The organism is Pseudomonas sp. 22085, assembly GCF_052045815.1.
Classification (GTDB): Bacteria; Pseudomonadota; Gammaproteobacteria; order Pseudomonadales; family Pseudomonadaceae; genus Aquipseudomonas; species Aquipseudomonas glycinae.
Genome location: NZ_JBQEQA010000001.1, coordinates 156,829 through 177,563 on the forward strand (window position 1 = coordinate 156,829; position 20,735 = coordinate 177,563).

Annotated in this window: 19 protein-coding genes; 4 read left to right on the plus strand and 15 right to left on the minus strand. The window is 62.6% G+C overall.

All coding sequences use genetic code 11. The features are described from left to right. Window positions 1-2: 2 nt before the first annotated feature. From ACTJK7_RS00595 to ACTJK7_RS00630, 8 genes are all read right to left on the minus strand, one after another. On the minus strand, window positions 3-872 hold the full coding sequence (locus tag ACTJK7_RS00595; protein ID WP_440779674.1) for an aldose 1-epimerase: 870 nt from the start codon (window positions 870-872) through the stop codon (window positions 3-5). Window positions 873-955: 83 nt separating this feature from the next. Then, window positions 956-2,044, minus strand: coding sequence for a mandelate racemase/muconate lactonizing enzyme family protein (locus ACTJK7_RS00600; protein WP_440779673.1), 1,089 nt, complete (start codon window positions 2,042-2,044; stop codon window positions 956-958). Next, window positions 2,041-2,850 (minus strand): NAD-dependent epimerase/dehydratase family protein, encoded by an 810-nt coding sequence (locus tag ACTJK7_RS00605; RefSeq protein ID WP_440779672.1) that lies wholly within the window; start codon window positions 2,848-2,850, stop codon window positions 2,041-2,043. The genes ACTJK7_RS00600 and ACTJK7_RS00605 overlap by 4 nt, the downstream gene beginning before the upstream one ends. Before the next feature lie 35 nt (window positions 2,851-2,885). Continuing rightward, complete coding sequence (locus ACTJK7_RS00610; protein WP_440779671.1) at window positions 2,886-4,175, minus strand: MFS transporter; 1,290 nt, start codon at window positions 4,173-4,175, stop codon at window positions 2,886-2,888. Window positions 4,176-4,262: 87 nt separating this feature from the next. Continuing rightward, on the minus strand, window positions 4,263-4,556 hold the full coding sequence (locus ACTJK7_RS00615) for a Dabb family protein (protein ID WP_264232907.1): 294 nt from the start codon (window positions 4,554-4,556) through the stop codon (window positions 4,263-4,265). Window positions 4,557-4,569: 13 nt separating this feature from the next. Then, window positions 4,570-5,976, minus strand: coding sequence for an aldehyde dehydrogenase (NADP(+)) (locus tag ACTJK7_RS00620; protein ID WP_440779670.1), 1,407 nt, complete (start codon window positions 5,974-5,976; stop codon window positions 4,570-4,572). A gap of 65 nt (window positions 5,977-6,041) precedes the next feature. After that, on the minus strand, window positions 6,042-6,488 hold the full coding sequence (locus ACTJK7_RS00625; protein ID WP_027608974.1) for a nuclear transport factor 2 family protein: 447 nt from the start codon (window positions 6,486-6,488) through the stop codon (window positions 6,042-6,044). A 3-nt stretch (window positions 6,489-6,491) separates the two neighbouring features. Beyond that, entirely contained in the window at window positions 6,492-7,301 is an 810-nt protein-coding gene (locus ACTJK7_RS00630) for a ribonuclease activity regulator RraA (protein WP_440779669.1), read from the minus strand. Between the two features lie 175 nt (window positions 7,302-7,476). On the opposite strand from ACTJK7_RS00630, the gene ACTJK7_RS00635 reads away from it, so the two are divergent. Beyond that, entirely contained in the window at window positions 7,477-9,042 is a 1,566-nt protein-coding gene (locus ACTJK7_RS00635) for an IclR family transcriptional regulator domain-containing protein (protein ID WP_440779668.1), read from the plus strand. Window positions 9,043-9,195: 153 nt separating this feature from the next. Here ACTJK7_RS00635 and ACTJK7_RS00640 read toward each other — a convergent pair whose 3' ends face one another. Then, window positions 9,196-10,128 carry a LysR family transcriptional regulator gene (locus ACTJK7_RS00640; RefSeq protein ID WP_440779667.1) on the minus strand — a complete coding sequence of 311 codons (933 nt, stop codon included), beginning with the start codon at window positions 10,126-10,128 and terminating at the stop codon, window positions 9,196-9,198. 200 nt (window positions 10,129-10,328) lie between these two features. On the opposite strand from ACTJK7_RS00640, the gene ACTJK7_RS00645 reads away from it, so the two are divergent. Both ACTJK7_RS00645 and ACTJK7_RS00650 read left to right on the plus strand, forming a co-directional pair. Continuing rightward, window positions 10,329-10,661 (plus strand): hypothetical protein, encoded by a 333-nt coding sequence (locus ACTJK7_RS00645; RefSeq protein ID WP_440779666.1) that lies wholly within the window; start codon window positions 10,329-10,331, stop codon window positions 10,659-10,661. Window positions 10,662-10,809: 148 nt separating this feature from the next. Beyond that, window positions 10,810-11,619, plus strand: coding sequence for an SDR family NAD(P)-dependent oxidoreductase (locus ACTJK7_RS00650; RefSeq protein WP_440779665.1), 810 nt, complete (start codon window positions 10,810-10,812; stop codon window positions 11,617-11,619). Here the strand turns inward: ACTJK7_RS00650 and ACTJK7_RS00655 are convergent. The 6 genes from ACTJK7_RS00655 to ACTJK7_RS00680 all read right to left on the minus strand — a co-directional run bounded on the left by ACTJK7_RS00655 (window position 11,598) and on the right by ACTJK7_RS00680 (window position 19,100). Further along, window positions 11,598-12,842, minus strand: a complete 1,245-nt coding sequence (locus tag ACTJK7_RS00655) for an OprD family outer membrane porin (protein WP_440779664.1) — start codon at window positions 12,840-12,842, stop codon at window positions 11,598-11,600. The genes ACTJK7_RS00650 and ACTJK7_RS00655 overlap by 22 nt on opposite strands. Window positions 12,843-13,036: 194 nt before the next feature. After that, window positions 13,037-14,320, minus strand: a complete 1,284-nt coding sequence (locus tag ACTJK7_RS00660; RefSeq protein ID WP_440779663.1) for a TRAP transporter large permease — start codon at window positions 14,318-14,320, stop codon at window positions 13,037-13,039. A 2-nt stretch (window positions 14,321-14,322) separates the two neighbouring features. Beyond that, complete coding sequence (locus ACTJK7_RS00665) at window positions 14,323-14,862, minus strand: TRAP transporter small permease (protein WP_440779662.1); 540 nt, start codon at window positions 14,860-14,862, stop codon at window positions 14,323-14,325. Between the two features lie 3 nt (window positions 14,863-14,865). Beyond that, complete coding sequence (locus tag ACTJK7_RS00670; RefSeq protein WP_346648320.1) at window positions 14,866-15,927, minus strand: TRAP transporter substrate-binding protein; 1,062 nt, start codon at window positions 15,925-15,927, stop codon at window positions 14,866-14,868. 239 nt (window positions 15,928-16,166) lie between these two features. Continuing rightward, complete coding sequence (locus ACTJK7_RS00675; RefSeq protein ID WP_440779661.1) at window positions 16,167-17,513, minus strand: MFS transporter; 1,347 nt, start codon at window positions 17,511-17,513, stop codon at window positions 16,167-16,169. Between the two features lie 87 nt (window positions 17,514-17,600). Continuing rightward, window positions 17,601-19,100 (minus strand): aldehyde dehydrogenase family protein, encoded by a 1,500-nt coding sequence (locus tag ACTJK7_RS00680; RefSeq protein WP_440779660.1) that lies wholly within the window; start codon window positions 19,098-19,100, stop codon window positions 17,601-17,603. 216 nt (window positions 19,101-19,316) lie between these two features. On the opposite strand from ACTJK7_RS00680, the gene ACTJK7_RS00685 reads away from it, so the two are divergent. After that, a complete protein-coding gene (locus ACTJK7_RS00685) occupies window positions 19,317-20,717 on the plus strand; it encodes an MmgE/PrpD family protein (protein ID WP_440779659.1) in 1,401 nt (466 codons plus the stop codon). Window positions 20,718-20,735 lie beyond the last annotated feature (18 nt).

Sequence of the window (20,735 nt, forward strand, 5' to 3'; positions counted from 1 at the left end):
CGTCAGCGGTGTTGCCAGGTGAATTCGAGAGTGGCCTCCAGGCGCTGGCCCGGAGCGAGTTCATGGGTGCCGGTTTCGGCCCAACTGTCGCGGGGCTGGTTGAACGCGTCAGCCAGATGCGACACCGGCTCCAGGCACAGGTAGGGGCTGCCGACCGGGGCGAAAGCGACGAAGTGGTTCAGTACCTGCGAGGCCTGAAGGTGCACATGGCCGTTGGCGTAATCGATTTGCAGCTGGCCATCCCAGCGTGATTGGTAATGCGCGAGAGGCTCGCCCGCATCCGCGTCGATCGACCAGTTCCTGATACCCTCCAGGTACGCGCCGGTAGCCATGTACTCCTCGTCGATCTGCCATTCGCGCCCGGTGCGGTACCGCACGCGCATGCCGGGGTGGCGCTGGTAGTACGGGTGCAGCCCGAGGCCGCCAGGCATGGGTGTCTGCCCCAGGTTTATCAGCACCAAGGTGATGCGCAGGCGTGCGCCGTCGAGTGCGAAGTGCTGTTCGGCGCGAAACGCCCAGGGCCAGTGCTCGCCTTGATAGTCGCAGGCAATGCTCAAGTTATCGCGGCCCGAGGTCATCACTTGCCAAGGCTGGGTGTGGCTCACCCCATGCAAGGTATGGGGCCGAGCAGCCGGATGCGCTGGCAGCGCATGTTCGCTGCCAGCGAACTGCAACCGCGCGTTGCGAATGCGGTTGGAATACGGCATCAGCGGGTAGGCACCGGCCCGTGGCCAGTCCAGCGGGTTGAACTGATTGGCGTTGATCGGCAACAGGACATCCAGCCCCTCGGCATTGAGGTGGGCGATGCGCCCGCCCCAGGCCGGCAGCACGCTCAGCGACCAGGTGGCATTGCTGAGAACCACGGTGTGCATAGAACCTCCAATGCCATTTTTCAGGCATGCACATCCCCTGCCGCCGTGCCGAGGCACGGCGGGTGAGGCGTTAACGGGGCGGGTTAGCGGCGGAAGCGCTCGGCCACTTGCAGGTCGATGTCCAATCCTAAACCTGGACCCTGAGGGATCTGCAACTGATTGCCCTGACGCAGCTGCTCCACCGGGTACAACCAGCCAGCCGGTTCGACGAACAGATATTCGATCTGCGGTACCTGCGGCTGCACCGCCGCCAGGTGCAAGGTGGCGATCAGCCCCGGGCCGAAGTACGGACAGTGCGGCAGTACCACGCCCGCCTGCTGCTCGGCGAGCGCGGCAATGCGCAGGCACTCGGAAATGCCGCCTACCTTGGTCACGCTGGGCTGAATCGAATCCACCGCACCGCTGCGCAGTGCCTGCTCGAACTGCACGGCGGTGCACCAGTTCTCTCCGGCCGACAGTGGCACGCCCTGCCCGCGCAGGCTGGCCAGGGTGGCGAAGTCCTCCGGTGGGAAAATCGGTTCCTCCAGCCAGGCCAGTTGCAGGTCAGCCAGCGCCGGCAGCCATTCGCGGGTATCGGCCACGGACCAGGCACAGTTCACATCGGTGGCCAACGGCACGTCGTGGCCGATGGCACGGCGGCAGGCAGCAATCTCCGGCACGGTCACTTCATGCAGCTTGATGTCGGTGAAGCCCATGTCCAACGCCTTCTCGCAAATGGCCGGGGCCACCTGATCGTCGGCATAGCGCACCAGGCTTGCGTAAGCGGGCACCTGCTCGCGGGTGGCCTGGCCGAGCAACCGGTGCAAGGGCACGCCTTCACGCCGGGCCGCCAGGTCCCACAGGGCGATGTCGACACCGGAAATGGCGAACATCGTCACGCCATAGCGGCCGAACAGGTGCAGGCGCAGCTGCAGTTCCCGGTTGAAGGCGGCAATGTCCTCGATCTGCCGGCCCAGCAGCAGCGGCGCGATCAGGCGATCGACCAGGGCCTTGGTGGCGTCGGCGACGAAGTAACCGAACGCTTCACCCCAGCCGACATTGCCCTGCTCGTCCTCCAGCCGGATCAGCACGTTCTCAAGGGTGTGCCAGGTGGTCGGCGTGATGCCCTGACCCTTGCCGCCATCATGGAAGGGGATTTCAACGACCTGGGTATCGATACGGACGATTTTCATGCTTGCTCCAGAACACTGGCCAGGACCACACCGGCATAGGCGCCGCCAACATGGTCACGACCAGATCCAACCGGGGCCATGGCCTCATAAGAGAGGAAGTTGTCGGCCAGGTGCTCGGCCGCATTGTCCTGCGGCCGGTAGCCCAGGGCACGGGCACGGCCGTTGTGGAAGAGCGCCTGGGGGCACTCCGACACGCCGTAGACGATCTCGTGACGCACCTCGGGGTGCTCCAGGCCGATCAGCACCAGCTGAGCCAGGTCGCGGGCACTGGTCCACAGACGCAGGCGACGGGCATCGGCGACTTTGGCGTCGGCGTTGCCGATGCGCACGATGAACGTGGCCAGCTCGCTGCGCTGGGAGAAGGTGGCGCAGGCTGCTTCGCCGAACACCTTGCTCAGCGCGTAGTAGCTGTCCGGCGCCACCGGGTGGTCGTCGAACTGTTCGGCAGCCTGCGTGGGGTACTGCCCCAGCACATGGTGGCTGCTGGCGAACACAAAGCGCCGCGCCCCGGCGCGCTGGGCAGCTTCGAGCAGGTACAGGGTAGCGTGGTAGTTGGGCTCTACCGTGGCCTGAAACTGGATATCGGTACCGTGGGCGCAGGCCAGGTGCAGCACGGCATCGACACCCTCGCAGGCCTGGCGGACGAAGGCCGGGTCGGTCAGGTCGCCGACCAACGCGGTTTCATTGGCGGCCAGCTCGCTGACCGGCCGGCGGTCCAGCAGGCGCAGGTTGAAGCGCTCGCGCAGGTACGGCCGCAAGGCGGTTCCGACGATTCCGGCGGCGCCGGTGACTAGAAGCGTAGGCATGGTGTAGTCCCGTAAAACGTGGGGTTGCATTCAGTTCAGGCGGCAGCGATGACGGCGGCTTGCCGGGCCGGCTTCTGGCCGACGAACAAGGCCACGATCAGCGCACCGACGATACCCAGCACCGCAGCCAGGCCAAAGCCACTGCCGTAAGTGCCGGTAGACTGGATGATGAAGCCGGTCACGGTCGGAGCAACGATACCGGACAGGTTGGCCAGACCATGCATGAAGCCGCCGGCGGTACCTACCTGATGGTCCGGCACGGCGTCCTGGATTAGCGACCAGTAGGCTGGCGCGGTAAGCATCAGGAAGCCGATGGCCACAGTCATTACCACTACGGTGCTGGTCACGCTCTGCACCTGGCCGGTCAGGCCGATGCACACTGCAGCCACCAGCAGGCAGCTGACCAGCACCACCTTGCGCGAGAACAGTTGCTTGCCGGTGCGCTTGTACACCCAGTCGATCAGCAGCCCGCCACAGATGAAGCCGACGGTACCCACCAGCCACGGCAGCGCGGTGACGATGCTCATGGCCTTGAGGTCGATGCCCTTGGCCTCGATCAGGTAGCTGGGGAACCAGGTCATGAAGAAGTACAGGATGTAGTTGTAACAGAACAGCGAAACGCCAGTGACCAGCACCGAACGCTGCAGGATGATCTGCAGCACCGGCGTACGCGGCGCGTCTGCGACGGCAGTGACCGGGGCCTCACGACCTTCGTTGATCAACGCCAGCTCTTCGGCCGACACCTGCGGGTGCTCTTTGGGAGTAGAGGCCGCCAGGCGGTACCAGGCGATGGCCCACAACACGCCGATCACCGCGATCACTACGAAAGCCACGCGCCAGCCCAGCCACAGGGCGAGAAAGCCCACGATCGGGCCGGCCAGGGCCCCGCCCAGCGGGCCGCCAGCCTGGTTGATGCCGATGGCGCGGGCGCGCTCCTTGATCGGGAACCAGCTGTTGACGGTCTTGTTGGCGGTGGTCGACACCGGGCCTTCGCCGACCCCGAACAGTGCCCGCACGAGCAGCAGGGACCAGAAGTTGAACGCCAGTGCAGTGGAACCGCACAACACCGACCAGAAGCTCATCGACCAGGTCAGCACACGCTTGGGCCCGAAGCGATCGGCCAAGTAGCCACCGACGAAGCAGAACAGCGCATAGCCAAAGAAGAAGCTGCTGAAGATCATGCCCTTCTCGGCGGGCGTGAGGTGATACTCCTGAGTAATGAACGGCATGGCGATCGACAGGGCAGCCCGATCCACATAGTTGATGATCATGGCCAGGAACAACATGGTCAGGATCGTCCAGCGATAATTCTTTTTCTTGTTCATGTACGACTCCGCCCGGCACCTGTGATGCCGGATCTTTTTTGTTATAACGCCTGGCCCCCGCAGAGAGCCAGGTGCCTCTGGGGTCAATCAGACGCTGTAATCCACCGCCACCCACTCGAAGTACTGCTTGAGGTCGGCGACCAGGGCCTGGTGCGCCGGATGTGGCAGGTAACGCTGTACCGCGTCGGCGTCGTCGAAGCTGGACTCGAGGATGTAGTCCCAGCAGATCGGCCGATCCAGTTCGTTGGCCGCGACACGCCAGTCGCGGATGAAGTCGATTTCTTCGGTGAGGTTGCGCATCTGCGCCACCAGCACCGATTCCAGTTCAGGCTGCGCCTCGACGCCCGGCAGGCGGCGGAACAGCACGATATGTCGCATCATCGCCCTGCCCTCCTCAGCCCAGTGCCCAGGCCGGTGCGTCCTGCAACGCAACCGGGCGCAGGAAGCGCTCGATGGCGGCAAAGCCGACCGAGGTGGATTGTGGCGCGGTGGACGACGGCCATGGCCCGCCGTGCTGCTGGGCGTGGCACACGGCAACGCCGGTCGGCACGCCGCTGAACAGTACGCGCCCGGACACTCGCTGGGCCGCGCGCAGCAACTGGCGGTTATCGGCGTTGTCGGCGTCCAGGCCCCACAAAGTAGTGGTCAGGGTACCGCCGATGGCTTCGAGCACTTCGGCCGCCTGGGCCACGGAACACGCGGTGACGATCAGCGCCGCCGGGCCAAACATTTCTTCGCGCAGGTGAGCGTTGGCAATGAACGATGCCGCATCGCTGGCGAACAGCCGTGGCGCCGGGCCAGCGCCATCGGCCTGCGGGGCGAACACCGCTGTGGCATTGGCAGCTACCGTGGCAGCTGCCGCCTCGAAGCCTTGCTGCATGCCCGGGGTCAGCATACGGTGCGTGGCAATCGGCGCAATGGCCTCTGCCAGCTGGGCGACGAAACGCTGGCTGTGGGGTGAGTCGAGCAGCACGATCACGCCGGTGCTGGTGCAGAACTGGCCGCAACCCAGGGTGATCGAGCCAGCCAGGGTCCTGGCCAAGGCTTCGCTGTCTTTTTCCAGAACAGCCGGCAAGGCCACCAGTGGGTTGATCGAACCCAGCTCGCCAAAGAACGGCACCGGCCGTTCACGGTCATTGGCGGCCTGCCACAGGGCTTTGCCGCCCTGGTAGGAGCCGGTGAAGGCCACGGCAGCGATTGACGGGTGCTGGACCAGGTAGGTGCCGGCGGCGCGATTGGGCGCTTCGGCCAAGGTCAGCAGGCCTGCCGGGAGGCCTTGGGCGCGGACCACTCCAGCGGCCAGGGCGAACACAGCGCGGGACAGTTCCGGGTGACCGGAATGCGGCTTGATCACCACCGGGCAACCGGCGGCCAAGGCCGAGGCCGTATCGCCGCCCAGTACCGAGAAGGCGAACGGGAAGTTGCTGGCCGAGAACATCGCCACCGGGCCCAGCGGGCGCTGCACGCGGGTGAGGCGTGGACGACCGGCAGGTGGCGCACCGGCGATGGCTTCATCATCGACCTGACGGTATGGCACACCGGCTTCCACTTCGCTGGCGAAACCTCGCAGCTGGAAGGCAGTGCGGGCCACTTCACCGTTCAGGCGGGCTTCACCGAGGCCGCTTTCGCGGTCGGCGATGGCGACCAGCTCAGCCTGCTGCTGTTCCAGGGCATCGGCCAGGCCGCGCAGCAGGGTGGCGCGCTGGATGGCGGTGGAATCGGCCCAGAAGTCGGCGGCGGTGGCCGCTTGGGCGACGACTGCGTCGATGGCAGCGAAATTCGGGTTTTGCGGGGTGGTCATGGGGAGCTCCTTCAACAATTGCGGTGTGGCCATTCGCGGGTGAACCCGCGAAGAGGCCTGTGGCCTTAACGCGCCTTCGGCTCCAGGTGATACCCCCGGCCGACATAGTCGAAATCGACCAGCTCGTTGATTACCACGTCCTTGTCGGCCGGCGAGGCGTAATAGGCGCGGATCTCCTTGATCAAGCCGCTCTGCTCGTCGAACACGTACCACTCGTCACCACGCAGGGCCGTGCCCAGCTTGCTCTTCCAATGGGTCCATTCGATCACCGCCTCGTTGCTGTCGTGGCTGACCAGGATCTTCTCGATGGTCCACTGCGAGCCCAGGTTTTCCACGCACCACACCCACTTGCGGGCGATGGTGTCGGCGGTGCGCCACGGAATTTCAGGCAATCCCGAGGGGAAGTAATGCACCGCGTCCGGGGTGAAGCAGGACACCAGCTTGTCGTAGTCACCTTCGTTGCAGGCGTCGAAGTAGCGGCGGATCAGTTGTGCATGCTTGTGCTCGGCCATGGCTCAGACCTCCTCGCGGTCGATGATCGACGCGATGGCCGGGCGGCCGGCGGCGACCCAGGCGTGGTAGTCGGACACCGACGCCGGGCTCGGCGGGTACACGCCCCACAGCGGCTCGCCTGCGGCAATGCGCATGGCCAGGTAGCCTTCGATGTCATCCTGCACACTGCACACCTCGGCCAACTCTTCAGCCAGGTGCGCAGGAACCACGGTCAGGCCATCGGCGTCACCGACAATGATGTCGCCCGGGTACACGGCCACACCGGCGCAACCGATCGGCACCTGCAGGTCAGCCACGTGGTGATAGGAAATACGCGTGGTCGCGGTGATCTCACGGGCATAGGCCGGCAGGCGCATGGCGGCGATCTCGCTGCCATCGCGCAGCGCGCCATCGGTGACGATGGCTTTGGCGCCACGGGCCAGCAGGCGGGTCACCAGGATGTTGCCGGCCGACGCGGCGGCCGGGTCGTTGCGGCTGTCGATCACCAGAACGTCGCCCGGCTGGATCTGCTCCACGCCCACCCATTGCAGGTTGTCGTCGTTGGGTTTGGTGGTCATGGTCGAGTAGGTGTCGATGTCTTCACGGGCGGGGATGAAGCGCATGGTGAAGGCTCGCCCGGCGAACGGCTTGGCATCGCGGCACATGGCGCGCAGGCCGACCAGCGCTGGCTGACGGAAGCCGCGCTTGAACAGCTGGGTGGTCAGCGAGCCGCTGCTGCAGGTGGCGAGCTTGGCCAGTACTTCGTCGCTGACGACGACCTGTTTGCCAGAGACGCTTTCATAGGCATCGGCGTAGTTGTGGATGACGGACATTGTTGTAGGTTCTCCTCGCGGGTTCATCCGATGGGCGGCCAGGGCAAATTCCCAACATATGGAACATGCGTTCACTGAATGCCCTGCTGAGGCCGATTCTATGGCGGAAAACCGGGATAAAAAGGGGCAGAATGGGTGCTCAGGCAGTCGAGTTCCAACAGATGGGAATCAAACAATGAAAGCAGGTGAAGGCACCGCCGCGCTCGAAAAGGCCCTGGACGTGCTCCAGGCCATTGGCGCAACCGCCACCGGCATCAGCCAGGCCGAGCTGGCCGAGCAGGTGCCGCTGCCGCGCACCACGCTGTACCGCATCATCGCCACCCTGGTGGAGCGCGGCATGATCCGCCGCGACCCGACACGCAAGGTCTACCGCCTGGGCTTCAATTACCTGGAGATGGTCCGCAACGCCTACCTGGAGCCGGACCTGGTGGCCGCCGCCAGCGCCGAGCTGCGCGCCCTGCGCGACCTCACCGGCGAAACCTCCTACCTGGCGGTGCTCGACGGCAATCAGGTGCTCTCGCTGGAACGTTGCGACGGCGCCCACACCCAGCGCTCGGCCGCAAGCCTCGGCCAGGGCAAGCCGGTGTACTGCACCGGCCAGGGCAAGGCGATCCTCTCCGCGCTCTCCCCTACGGCCCGCGACGAGATCCTCAAGGGCCTGGTGCTGGCACCGCTGACGCCGCTGACCATCACCGACCGCCGCCGGCTGCTGGCCGAATTGCAGATTACCCAAGTGCGCGGCTACGCCCTCGACGACGAGGAAATTCGCCTGGGCATCCGCTGCGTCGCCGCGCCGATCGTCGACAAGCAGGGTTTGGTACGCGGCGCCCTGAGCGTGGCCGGGCCGGCCTACCGCCTGACACTGGAGCGCCTGACCCTGCTCGGCCCGGAACTGGCTGACGCGGCGCGCCGGGTCGGTGAGCAACTGCGCCCGGACACCACCCCGCGCGCCACCAGCGAGCTCAGCGTGCTGCCTGGCCCTTGGGCGTTTCACGGCGCGTTCCCGCGCTGGCACGCGAACCAGCGCGTGCTGTACTGGGCCGACACGCTGGCGCCGGCCATCCATTGCTGGGACGGCCACAGCAGCCGCCTGCTGACCCGCCTCGACCTACCGGTACGCGGCATGGAACTGCACCCTGACGGCCTGCTGGTGGCCCAGGCTGGCGGCTGGTCACTGATCGACTGGGATGGCAAGGAACACCCGCGCCAGGATCTGCTCGGCAGCCGCCTGCTGGCCTTGGCCATGCATCCATCCGGCACCTTGTGGGCGTGTGCCAAAAGTGGCAATGGCTGTTTGATCGGCGAACTCAGCGCCGAGGGCGAACTGCGTCATGGCTGGACGTTGCCGGAGCCGGTCAGTGCGTTTCGCTGGGATGCCAAGGGCAAAGCGGTCTATGCCCTGGCGCCGGAAGCGGGAGATATCCTGATGATGCAGCCGGGCAGCAGCAGCGTGCGCCGGCTGGCCTCGCTGCCGCGAGGCGGTGGCAGCTTGGGCGGGTTGGCGCTGGATGATAAAGGAGGTGTCTGGACCACGCAGCTGGACGGCTGGAGCCTGGCGCGCTTCGATGCCGAGGGCAATCTGGACCAGATGATCGGACTGCCGGTGCCGAGCCCGACCGATCTGTGCTTTGGTGGGGAGGATGGCACCATCCTGTTCATCACCAGTGCTCGCCATGCACTGCAACTGGAAACCTTGGCCAGCGCGCCGGACTCAGGATGCCTTTTGCAAATGCAAACTTGAGCTTCAACGACCGCACGTGTCGACCAAACACAGACTCGATACCATGGCGATACACTGAGGTCCAATATGCACCACCTCGACAGCTGTCTGAAATCGCCATTCCCGATCGCGCATCTGCTGGGGGTACCACCTGACCTGTTCAGGCAATTATCCTCAACGCCAATACCGGTGATCATCCACCACCCGCTGGTGCTCGGCAAACAACAACGGTAGTTGCTCCTTGAGGAAATCCAGCCAGGTGCGCACCTTGGCATCCAGGTAATGGCGCGACGGATAGAGCGCATAGATCTCGCGTAGACGGAGCCGATGCGGAGCCAGCAGTCGGCACAATCGGCCTTGCTCAATGGCCTCACTGGCTGAGTAGTAGGGCAGCAAGCCTACTCCCATTCCCAGCTCGGTGGCCTTGAGCATGGCGTCGGCAACGTTGGTAAGGAAGGTGTCTTGGGGCACGATCACGCAACTGCCGGGATGGCCCTCAAACGTCCAGTCCTCCTCGAACAGCGGGTCGACCGTGCGCAGGCAGGTATGCCCACGCAGGTCTTCAGGGTGCTCAGGCACCCCGTTGCTGGCCAGGTATTCGGGAGAGGCACAGAGGATGCTGTAGATATGCCCAAGGGGAATGGCGATCTGTTGCGAATCCGGCAGGCCCTGACCGATAGTGATTACCACATCCTGCCCATCGGCAAGAGGGCCGGGGTTGCGTTGCGACAGGGTCAATTCCATTACCACCTCCGGGCAAGAGGCGTTGTAGCGCGCAATCAGCGGCATGATCAGCAACCCCAAGCCGTGGGTGCAATGAAAGCGCAGCCTGCCACGAGGCGTCAGATGAGCACCACGGGCCTCGTCCGTGGCCTCTTCGGTGAGCAGCATGATTTGCCGGGCGCGCTCGAGAAAGCGCTCGCCTGCTTCGCTCATGCGCAGCCGCCGGGTGGTGCGGTGTAACAAACGGGTCTGCAACTGGCTCTCAAGCTCGGCCACAATGCGCGACACCTGCGCCCCGGAAATATCCAAAACCTGCGCGGCTCCGGCAAAGCTGCCGCAGTCCACTACCCTGGCGAAAGTTCGCATCGCTTGCAGCATGTCCATTATCAAGCACCCTCACTTACACAATGTGCAGTAAACAATTGCGTGACTGCCTACTGTTTATCGTCATCGATTTCAGGTTGCTTGTCTTTGCGGATGTTCGCGTTGTTCCACTTTCCGGAACGCCGGAATCAATCCGCCTATGAAAATCACCATCGCCACTACTATTTTGTCACTCCATGGCAACCAAAAGAGAGACAACTATGAAAGCAGTGCTTACTTCACTGTGTATCCTTCTCACCGGATGCTCAGCTGGCTACCTGAAATCGCATTCAAACAGTTTCGTAGCAGACACTCAAAAAACACCGCTCAACTACATCCAATGCCTGGAACCGAAGTGGCAGGTGCTGAACACCACCACTTCGGCAGTGCGAAGCAAAACCGGCTATACGTTGAACGTCTCTGAATACCATATTGGGCAGATTGCGTTGGCGGTTATTACCGAGCAATCAACTGGCGCTCACATTGAGGTCTTTCTACCTGCCGCACTGGGAAACCCACAGCGCTGGAAGGATAGCGCCGGGGCTTGCCTGTAGGCCGGATCGAGGGGGCGCGGTCAGGCGCAAGTATGTTGGCCCCTGCATTAACTTCCGAAATCCGGAACACGCAACCAAAATCCACGCCTCCCTCGCCGTGGCCACTTCTAATAAGGCCCAGACAACCCATGGCAAGGAGACTCACCACATGAAACCACTGACAGGACATATTGCGCTGGTTACCGGCGCTGCCCGGGGTATCGGCCAGGCCATTGCACTACGCCTCGCTGTGGATGGCGCCCTGGTGATCGTGTCGGACCGTGACGGTGATGCTGCAAGCAAAACAGCCTCGGGAATCACTGCACTTGGCCACCAGGCGGCCTGCCTCACGCTCGATGTCACCGACCTTGCGGCCGTGCAAGCCAGCATCGACCTGCTGTGCGCCGAACATGGCCGAATTGACATACTGGTCAGCAACGCCGGTGCAGGGAAGTCCAGACCCTTCCTTGACATGAACGAAGCCGAACTGCAGTCGCAGATGGCACTGAACTTCGGCTCAGTGTACGTGCTTGCGCAGGCGTGTGCGCGCAAGATGCGGGCCACAGGCTACGGTCGGGTGGTTTTCGTGTCTTCCGTCACGGGTCTGGCGGGCCCCGTCGGGCTGTCGGCTTACGGCGCCATGAAAGCAGGACAACTGGGGCTGATGCGCGCCATGGCACTGGAACTCGGCGAGCACGGTATCACCACCAACGCCGTGGCTCCTGGACCGACCGACACTGAGTTACTGCGGGTGGCGTGGTCCGCCGAGCAGGTAGCCGAGGCCGGTGAGCGCATCCCTGCGCGCCGCATCGGCAAACCCGAGGAAGTCGCCCATGCAGTGAGTTTCCTGGCTTCGCCAGAGGCCGCTTTCATCAACGGCGTGGTGCTGCCGGTGGACGGAGGCTTTACCGCGGCAGGCGGCTACATGGCCGAGGTCTATCGGCAGCGCAAAGCGCGTCAGAACAACGACAAATTATAGTTGAGCACCACCCGAACCTGGTCCTGGTCCGGTGCCACCTCGCTGCGCAGCCTGCCCTGCATCAGGCTGATACCTAACCCACGCACCGGGCCACTCTGTACCACATAGTTGAGAATCAGGTCGGTTTCCCGCTCCCGCCGGTCGCCATCACGTGCAGTCTTGATGCCCTGCGAATTTTGGTGATTGAAGAGAAGGCTCAAACCCGGCACGCCCATTGCGGCAAAGTCATAGCTGTACTGGGCGATGATCGTGTCCTGGCCTGCCCGCCCGAAGTTAGAGAGTACGCGCTCGGTAGTCAGGTAGGAGCTAGCCCCTCCTGCTCCTACTCCCCCACCCAGCGTCCCCTGGTTCGGCTGAACGAAGTTGCTGTCATCGGAAACACGCTGGTACCCCAGCAGTACCCCATGGCCAGACACGGCATAGTTGAAGGTCAGGCTCCAGGTATCGTTGTCGATTTCACCACGGCCGTCAGGGGTGTATCCCGCCACTTGATAACCGGGTTTGCCCGATGCGTTGGCGCCTTCACCGCGTGTCCGGAAATACCGCAGGTCGGTCTTCAGACTCTGACCTTCCACCACCTGCCAGGTGTGCACGGCACCCACGAAATGCTGGCGGTAATAGCCTTCCAGGTAGGATTGATAGTACTGCAGCAACAGGTCTTTGTTGAGCTTGTAGTCGATACCCGCGAAGCGGAAATCGTTGCTTTCGCGCTGCCCGCCGGTGACGGCAATCCCGGTGCGATCGCTGGAAGCACGACCAACTGCCTGGGTCAGTTTGCCCGCTGTAAAGGTCAGCCCGTCAATCTCCCGCGAAGTCAGGATGCCGCCCTGGTAAGTCTGCGGGAGCGGGCGCGTATCGCTGTACACCAAAATCGGCAAGTTCGGCATCAAGGTGCCCAATTTCAGTTCTGTCGCCGAGGCCTTGAGCTTCAAGGTCAACCCCAAGTGGGTCCATTCGTCGGCGGCATGATCGCCGTCAGAGTTGAGTACCGTGCTGCCCTGGTGCCGCCCTCTCCCGCTGTCAAGCTTCAGCCCCAGCAGACCCAAAGCGTCTACACCCACCCCAAGCGCGCCATCGGTATAGCCAGACTGATACTGCAGACGAAAGCCCTGAGCCCATTCTTCAGCCTTCGAAGGCCCGGTATGGCCCTCGCGAAAATCACTGTTGATGTAGAAATTGCGCATGCCCAGGTTCAGCTTCGAATCCTGCAGGAAGTCCGCCATGGCGGCACTTGAGAAAACAGTCCCGATTAACGGGGTCAACACATACAAAGAGCCTTTCAGCATACTCACAGGACCACCCTCTTGTTCTTGTTTTTTCGGATAGCAACGTCCTGGGCCGGGCACCTGAAGGTGCCAGCCGGACGTGATCTAGCGGTAAGGAAATTGCGCGTCTTACGGGCACTGCCCGCTATCGACTACATGTTGGCGGGCAGCCAGAGAACCAGCTGCGGGAATACCAGCAACAGGGCAATGGTCACCCCCATCGACAGGACATAGGGAAAGCAGCCTTTGAAAACCTGGGTGACCGGCATTTTCGAGTATTTGGAAACAACGAAGCAGTTCAGACCGACCGGGGGGGTTACCAAGCCGATCTCGGCAACGATGATCATGATGATGCCGAACCACACCAAGTCATAACCCAACGCCGAAACCAGGGGCGCCACCACCGGTACGGTCAACACAAGGATCGCCATCTGGTCGAGGAAAAACCCCAGCATCAGATACATGAATACCAACGCCAGGATGATTACCCACGGTTCCACCGGCAGGCCGCCGACCCAACCGACCAGGTCCTGGGTCACATGAGTGAGCGCAAAGAACAGCGAGAACACCTTGGCCCCGACGATGATGAAAGCAATCATGCACGAGGTGCGCGTCGCGCGTGCCAGCAAGTCGGTGAACGACGCCCATGAGGGTTTTCCCCGGCACAGGTACAGCACGCCTGCGAAAAATGCAGCCAGCGCGGCAGTCTCGGTCGGCGTAGCGATACCTGAATAGACCACCCCTGTGATCGCCCCGAACAGGAGCAGCACGGGCAGCACTGACTTGAGCAAGGCCAGCCTCTCACGCAGTGGCACCGGCTCTGACAACGGTGCACGGGACGGGTCGTGCTTCACAAGGGTATATACGGTGGCCACGATAGTCAGCGTCACCAGCAGGCCTGGTACCACCCCCGCCATGAGCAGGCGAGCGATGTTCACATTGGCGATCAGCCCATACACCATCATGATGATGCTCGGCGGAATCAGCATGGCCAAGGTGCCGGACACTGCCACACAGCCACCCGCCATACGCGGCTCATATCCGTGCTTGAGCATCGCCATGAGCGAAGTGGACGACAGCGTCGCTGCAGAGGCCGTGGACGACCCACAGATTGCCCCGAAGCCGGCACCCGAGAACGCCGTGGCAATGCCAAGACCTCCCGGAAACCGGCCGAACCAGGCCGCACCGGCGCGAAACAGGTCATCGGTGACACCGGATTTGAGCACGAACTCGGCCATCAGCAGGAACATCGGGATGGTGATGAATTCATAGACGATGGCCGACTCACGGGCCACCGAGCCGAGCATCAGGGCCGTCGCGTCAGCCCCACCCACCACCAACAAACCAGCGGCACCCACGATTGCCATGGAGAAGGCGATGGGCGCCCCCAAGGCTATCAGTACCAGCAAAGCGACGAAGAAGGTTGCGGCAAGCATGGTCAGAACTCCTCCTGCAATTCGATAGCCGGGTCCTTGCCCTGGCTCAGCACCATCACGCAGTGATGGACGAGGCGAACGGCGAGCAAGGCCGACCCGAGCACGATGGGCAGATACGAAAGCCACACCGGCCAAGCCTGCGAGCCATGCACGTACTCCTGGTCATGCAACGCCTCCAGCAGGCTGCTACCAGCGCTGTAGGTGAGTACGGCAAACACCATCGCGCTCAGCAGCGACAGCACTATGTCGACCCAGGCACGCAGGCGCGGGCCCATGCGCTCGGTAACCAACTCCAGGCGGATGTGGTCGCCGCGTCGGAACGTATCGGCCGCAGCCAGGTAAGACACGGCCACCATCAGGTAGTAACCGACCGACTCGGTGACCCAGGGGATCGGCGCACCGAGGACATAACGAGCTGCGGCGTCCGCGCCTACCAGAAACATGATCGCGATCAGGCAAAACCCGGCGATTGCCGAGCCTGACTTTTCCAGGAATTTGAGCGTTGTATTCATGGGGACACCTTGGGGTTCGGTGGTTGCCATCGCTCAGATCTCCTGCCCATTCGTGGCCTGGTAGGCCTTGAGCACACCCTGACCGTCCTGGCCAACCGCCTGCATGTCGTTGAGCCAGGCATCGATGACCTGTGTCAGCTTGCTGTTCCAGAGGTTGATCTGCGCAGGCGTTAGCTGAGTAACCTGATGCCCATGGTGCTTCACCATGTCGTCGCGAATTTTCCGGTCATCCTCGTCCAGGCCTTGGCAGAAGGTTTCCTGGGTCGCTTGCGCGGCCTGGGTCATGACGCCCTGGATATCCGCCGGCAACTTCGCCCAGGCCTGCTGGCTGATGGCAAAGGCGATGACCCCTCCTCCAAGGTTGACGCCGTCCACGGCATAGCGGGTGAGATCCTCGAGGTTGTAGGGAGGCAGGCCGTAATGCAGGAAGATCGCACCGTCGACGGTACCCCGGGACAACGCCTCGTAGGTTTCCGATGACGGGATCTGTACCGGCACGCCGCCCAAGGCCTGGGCTGCCTTGATCATCGATGCGCCAGTGCTTCGCAACTTCAAACCCTTCACCTGATCCAGGCTGGTGATCGGCTTGCGGGTGGTCATCAGGGTGTACGGTGGCATGGCGGCGACGAACAGCACATGCAGGCCCTGACGGGCGAATTCGCTATCCCCCAGCACGCCGCCAGTGCGGGCCAGCTTCCAGTAGCGCCGAGCCCCTTCGCAGGCGTCGGCGTACATGCCCGGCAGTTCGGCCACCGACGACATCGGTAGCTTGTCGGACTCATAGGACGGTATGAAGATCGCGATATCCGCAAGGCCTGAGCGCAGCAGGTTGAAGTAGTCCTTGCCCAGTTGGCCCGCGGGGTAGAGTTCGAACGCAATTCGTCCGTTAGAAGCTCGCTTCACCTGCTCGGTGAACACAGCACCCGCATCGGTCCACAAGTAATGCTTGCTGGAGAAACGGTGGGCGAATTTCAGCGTCAGGGGTGTTTGCGCGAAAGCGGGTAACGCAGCCCCGGCAATTGCCGACACCAACAGACTGGCCTGTAGCAGGCGACGTAACCGCCCCGGTTTACGGGTGTGGTAGTTGACTCGCATGACTCTTGTCCTTATTTGTTTTTATTAGGCCGAGCTACGCTCGCGGCAGGCATCGCCTTACCGCGTGAAATGAGGATGCGGGCGGCGCCGCAACAGCGTCAATCAAGCAAGCCGCATCGTTCCGTACAGTGATGCAACGTGTGTAGAGAGGGGCGTAAAAAGGAAAAAACCGCCACGGCCGAAGACGGTATGGCCGGGCGGTTACAACGGAGCGCAGCATGAAAGTTTGCCTAAGGCAGTTACTCCACCCGTTGCGCCTCAGGCGCCATTCGGTGGCTGTTGCGGTGATAGGCCGAGGCGCGTTCATCGACCAGTGCGATGGCGATCGCCCCGACCAGCGAGACACAGGCAATGACCAGGAAGTTGCCCATCAAAGGCAATTGCAAGGAGACCAGCAAACCGATCACGATAGGCGCTGATACTGCGCCGATGCGCCCTAGCCCTGTGGCGAATCCCAGGCCCGTGGAGCGAATCGACGCCGGATAAAACTGCGCGGTATAGATGTACACCAGCAGTTGTGTGCCCATGGTCGAGGCACCTACCAACATCACCACCAAAGGCAGTGGTTGGACGCCTCGGGCCAGCAGCATCAGTGCAACCGCCCCGACAATGAACAGCACGAAGCTTACCCATTTGAGCCCTAGGCGATCGCCAACCCAGCCACCGGCCACGGCACCCAGCAGGCCACCTGTGTTGAATGCAATCAAGTAATTCAACGCCGAGCCCAGGTCATGTCCAGCAAGGCTCATGAGTTTCACCAGCCAGGAGCTCAACGCATAAAGCACAAACAGCCCGGCGATACCGGCCACCCAGAACATCAGTGTGCTGAAGGCACGGCCTTCGCTGAACAATCGTCCAACGCTGTCACCGGAGCGTTGATCCACTTCTGGCAGCACGAACTCACAGTCGGCCGACAGTTGCAGGTCGGGTCGCAGACGCTGTACCGACGCGAGCAACGCTTGGCTACCTTGCTTGCGCAAGACAAATGCCAGTGATTCCGGCATATACCTGAGGATGAACGGGATCAACAGCAGCGGCGTTGCCGCCACAAAGAACACCGACTGCCAGCCATGGCTTAGCAACAGCTGTTTGCCCAGCAACGCTGCCAACATGCTGCCTAGCGCATAACCACAGCACATCAAGGTCATGAGCACATTACGCACCTTGCGCGGGGCGTATTCCGACATCAAGGACACCACATTCGGCACTGCACCGCCCATGCCGATACCCGCAACGAATCGCAGCGCACTGAAGCTCAATGGTTCGTGGGCGAAACCCGCTGCCGCCGTGAATGCGCTGAACAGAAACACACACAGCGATATAGCCCAGCGGCGGCCAATCCGATCGGCCAGGGTACCGAACAGGATTGCCCCTAACACCATGCCCACTAGCCCGGAACTGGCCATGAACCCCGCACTGGTTGCCTCGCTGCCCATGGCCTGCATGATAGCCGGCAGTGCCGCTCCGACGATCGCCAGGTCATACCCATCGATGATCAGCAGGCCGAAACACCAAGCCAGCACAATCCAATGCAACCCGGTCAGGCGGGCTTCTTCGGTTAAATCATGTAGCTCGATGCGTTGCATGACATCCACTCCTCTTGTTCTTGTTGTGTGGTGGCCAGAACGGCCGTTGCTGCTTGTGCAAGTGCAGGCCGGATGAAGTGCCGGCGTTTACAAATCGAGGTTGAAGTTGACGGTCTTGAGTTCGGTGAAGGCTTCAATTGCAGCCCAGCCGCCCTCGCGCCCAACACCGGAGCGCTTGACCCCGCCGAATGGCGCATTCGGTACGCTGGCGAAGCCGTTGACCCCCAGCGAACCGGTACGTACAGCACGAGCGACGCGGAAGGCCCGAGAGATATCGCTGGTGTACAAGGCACCTGCCAGGCCGAAGGCGCTGTCGTTGGCAATCCGCACAGCTTCCTCCTCTGTTTCGAACGGGATAACGCACAGTACCGGCCCGAAAATCTCTTCCTGAGCGATACGCATGTCGTTGCGCACGTTCACCATCAATGCCGGATTGATCCAGTTACCGTTCGCCAAATCACCGCCTGGGCAACTGCCGCCGGCCAGCAGTTGGGCACCTTCTTCCTGGCCACTGCGGACCAGGTCGAGGATACGTGCCACCTGGTGTCTGGAAATGATCGGAGCCGAGGTAGTCGCCGGGTCGAAAGGGTCGCCGAAACGCACCTGCGTCAGCTGCTCACCGGCGTGATGGATGAACTCGTCGAGGATCGAGCGATGCACCACCGCCCGGGACGGCGTGGTGCACACCTGCCCGGAGAGAAACGTCGAGCACAACCCCATCAGGCTGCGCGCCGCCCCGGGCACATCGCGGCAATCAGGAAATACCAACCCGGCACTCTTGCCCCCTAGCTCCAGCGATAGGCGCTTCATGTTGGCACCGCTGGCCTGGAGAATCTTTTCGCCTACTTCAGGGCTACCGGTGAACGTCACCTTGTCCACCCCGGGATGGCTCGACAAGGCCGCGCCGGCTTCGACACCGCCGGTCACCAGGTTGAACACCCCGGGGGGCAGGTCGCTTTCAGCGATGATCTCGGCCAGACGATGAACCGCTATGCCGGCGAGCTCTGAAGGTTTCACCACCACGGTGCAGCCACAGGCCAGCGCGGGAGCGACTTTCATGGCGAAAGACATGATCGGCCCGTTCCATGGCAGGATCGCTGCCACCACGCCCACGGGCTCGCGGAACGACATGTAGTGCAGGTTCGAGGCACCGGAAAACTGCGGGTAGGTTTCGCCGTTGATCTTGTCGATCCAGCCAATGAAGTGGTCGAAGATGTCTGCTGCCGCCCTGGGGGACACCCGCGACTGACGGCTGAAGTTCAACGGCATCCCATTGTCCAGGCACTGCAGCGCCGCCAACTCCTCTTGCGCAGCCAGGATGCGGTCCATGATCGGGCGCAGCACGCGGCGCCGATCCTGCGCGGCCATGCGTGGCCAGGGCCCTTCATCGAACGCCTGGCGCGCTGCCTTTACCGCCAGGTCGACGCCTGCACGGCCCGCATCGGCGAAATGGGTCATGACTTCGTTGCTGGCAGGATGAATCTGCTCGAAGCGTTGAGCATCCCAGGTACACCATTGGCCGTTGATGAAGAGTTGGCCGGGGCGAACGCCAAGCGCATCGCGCTTGGCAGTCAGGCTTACAGGCATGTGGACTTCCTTGCTGTTGTCGTTGTTATTGCCAGTCCATGCTCAGTTGCACTCCGACCAGGGTCAACGGCTTGCAGGCGATCGTTCCGAGCAGTGGAATTCAGCCAGTCGCAGCGCGTTCCGCAGGCTGGAACAGCCGGGAAGTGCTGATTGCCGACAGGGTGAACGCGTCCTTCAATGCACAATCAACCGTGGCGATAACAAGAAGGACTACACATGCGAAATTTCCCCCCGCAGCACGGCGAAGACCCGATGGCGACCCTGTGCCGGATGGCCCTGGAAATGACCTACGACGACCTGCCGGAAACGGTATTGCGCCATACCCGGCACACTCTGCTGGACGCCATGGCGGTCACTATTGGCGGCTCCGGGATGGAGGGAATTCCGGCGATCGTCGATCTGGTCAAGGAAAAAGGCGGTGCGCCGCAGACGGCACTGCCTTTCTATGGCGGCCGGGTTCCCGCAGCCGAAGCTGCATTGGCGCTGGGGCCTATGCCCAGGGCCATGGACTGTGGTGACCTGCATGAAGAAGCCGGTCACATCAGTGAATACGTTGTGACCAGCCTGCTGGCAGCCACGGGCCTGACCGGCCCGGTGAGCGGCAAGGAATTTCTCGTCGCGATGGCCGTCGGCCAGGAGATCCTGGTACGCATTGGCAGCGCCTACAAAGTCATCAATCGCGCGATCAAGGCACAGGATTGCGGCGGCCACTACATCTTCGGTGCGGTTGCCGCCGTGGGCCGCCTGATCGGCCTGAGCCAGGAGCAACTGGAGCATGCCCAAGGCATCGGCCGGACCATGACCCAGCCGCACACCATGGGCATCTACGCGCCGGCAACCTTGATGGTTCGTGTGCACCATGGGCTGGTCTGCCAAGCGGCCATCACGGCATGCCAACTGGCCCAACGCGGGATCACTGGCCCACGCCAGGAAGTGCTGGGAGGCCCCAAGGGCTTCCTCGCGACTGCACGCTGGGAAACGGAGCCACAATGGCTGACCGAGGGGCTTGGCGAACAGTGGATGCTCGAACAGATCATCACCAAGGGCTACAGCGCCTGTTACTTCTCGCACTCATCCATCGATGGCATTCGCGACCAGATGCATACCCAGGATTTCGCCGCCGAGGATATCGAGCGCATCGAGATTGCAGTGTCTACGCCTGGTTGGCGCGCTGTATGCGAGCCGGTGGAAAAGAAATGGCACCCCCGTACCGTCCCCGAGTGCCAGTTCAGCCTGCCCTATGCCGTAGCCAGTGCGGCGTTTGACGACAAGGTATTTGTCGAGACCTACACGGCCGAGGCGCGCGAACGGCCGCAGGTGCGTGACCTGATGACCCGAATTTCAGCTGTGGAGGACCCGAGCGTTTCCGATTGGGGGGCCCGCTTGACCACTGTCCTGCGTGACGGGAGAGTGCTGGAAAATGCCTATACCTATGTGAAGGGCCATCCACTCAACCCCTTCAGCGAGCAAGACTTCATCGACAAGTTCCGCTTGTGCGTCCCCTACTCTGTGCTGCCATTGGCCGATGCGGTGGTGGATGGGATGATTCACGACATACTGCAACTCGAGCGTTTCGATAATGTGGTGCCTGTGCTGATCGACCCGTTGGTCCCCTAAGCACGTGCCTAGGCCTCT

Bases quoted from the DNA above. Each gene is read 5' to 3' on its own strand.
- ACTJK7_RS00595 (WP_440779674.1), bottom strand. From the start codon at position 872: ATGCACACCGTGGTTCTCAGCAATGCCACCTGGTCGCTGAGCGTGCTG.
- ACTJK7_RS00600 (WP_440779673.1), bottom strand. From the start codon at position 2,044: ATGAAAATCGTCCGTATCGATACCCAGGTCGTTGAAATCCCCTTCCAT.
- ACTJK7_RS00605 (WP_440779672.1), bottom strand. From the start codon at position 2,850: ATGCCTACGCTTCTAGTCACCGGCGCCGCCGGAATCGTCGGAACCGCC.
- ACTJK7_RS00610 (WP_440779671.1), bottom strand. From the start codon at position 4,175: ATGAACAAGAAAAAGAATTATCGCTGGACGATCCTGACCATGTTGTTC.
- ACTJK7_RS00615 (WP_264232907.1), bottom strand. From the start codon at position 4,556: ATGATGCGACATATCGTGCTGTTCCGCCGCCTGCCGGGCGTCGAGGCG.
- ACTJK7_RS00620 (WP_440779670.1), bottom strand. From the start codon at position 5,976: ATGACCACCCCGCAAAACCCGAATTTCGCTGCCATCGACGCAGTCGTC.
- ACTJK7_RS00625 (WP_027608974.1), bottom strand. From the start codon at position 6,488: ATGGCCGAGCACAAGCATGCACAACTGATCCGCCGCTACTTCGACGCC.
- ACTJK7_RS00630 (WP_440779669.1), bottom strand. From the start codon at position 7,301: ATGTCCGTCATCCACAACTACGCCGATGCCTATGAAAGCGTCTCTGGC.
- ACTJK7_RS00635 (WP_440779668.1), top strand. From the start codon at position 7,477: ATGAAAGCAGGTGAAGGCACCGCCGCGCTCGAAAAGGCCCTGGACGTG.
- ACTJK7_RS00640 (WP_440779667.1), bottom strand. From the start codon at position 10,128: ATGGACATGCTGCAAGCGATGCGAACTTTCGCCAGGGTAGTGGACTGC.
- ACTJK7_RS00645 (WP_440779666.1), top strand. From the start codon at position 10,329: ATGAAAGCAGTGCTTACTTCACTGTGTATCCTTCTCACCGGATGCTCA.
- ACTJK7_RS00650 (WP_440779665.1), top strand. From the start codon at position 10,810: ATGAAACCACTGACAGGACATATTGCGCTGGTTACCGGCGCTGCCCGG.
- ACTJK7_RS00655 (WP_440779664.1), bottom strand. From the start codon at position 12,842: ATGGCGGACTTCCTGCAGGATTCGAAGCTGAACCTGGGCATGCGCAAT.
- ACTJK7_RS00660 (WP_440779663.1), bottom strand. From the start codon at position 14,320: ATGCTTGCCGCAACCTTCTTCGTCGCTTTGCTGGTACTGATAGCCTTG.
- ACTJK7_RS00665 (WP_440779662.1), bottom strand. From the start codon at position 14,862: ATGGCAACCACCGAACCCCAAGGTGTCCCCATGAATACAACGCTCAAA.
- ACTJK7_RS00670 (WP_346648320.1), bottom strand. From the start codon at position 15,927: ATGCGAGTCAACTACCACACCCGTAAACCGGGGCGGTTACGTCGCCTG.
- ACTJK7_RS00675 (WP_440779661.1), bottom strand. From the start codon at position 17,513: ATGCAACGCATCGAGCTACATGATTTAACCGAAGAAGCCCGCCTGACC.
- ACTJK7_RS00680 (WP_440779660.1), bottom strand. From the start codon at position 19,100: ATGCCTGTAAGCCTGACTGCCAAGCGCGATGCGCTTGGCGTTCGCCCC.
- ACTJK7_RS00685 (WP_440779659.1), top strand. From the start codon at position 19,317: ATGCGAAATTTCCCCCCGCAGCACGGCGAAGACCCGATGGCGACCCTG.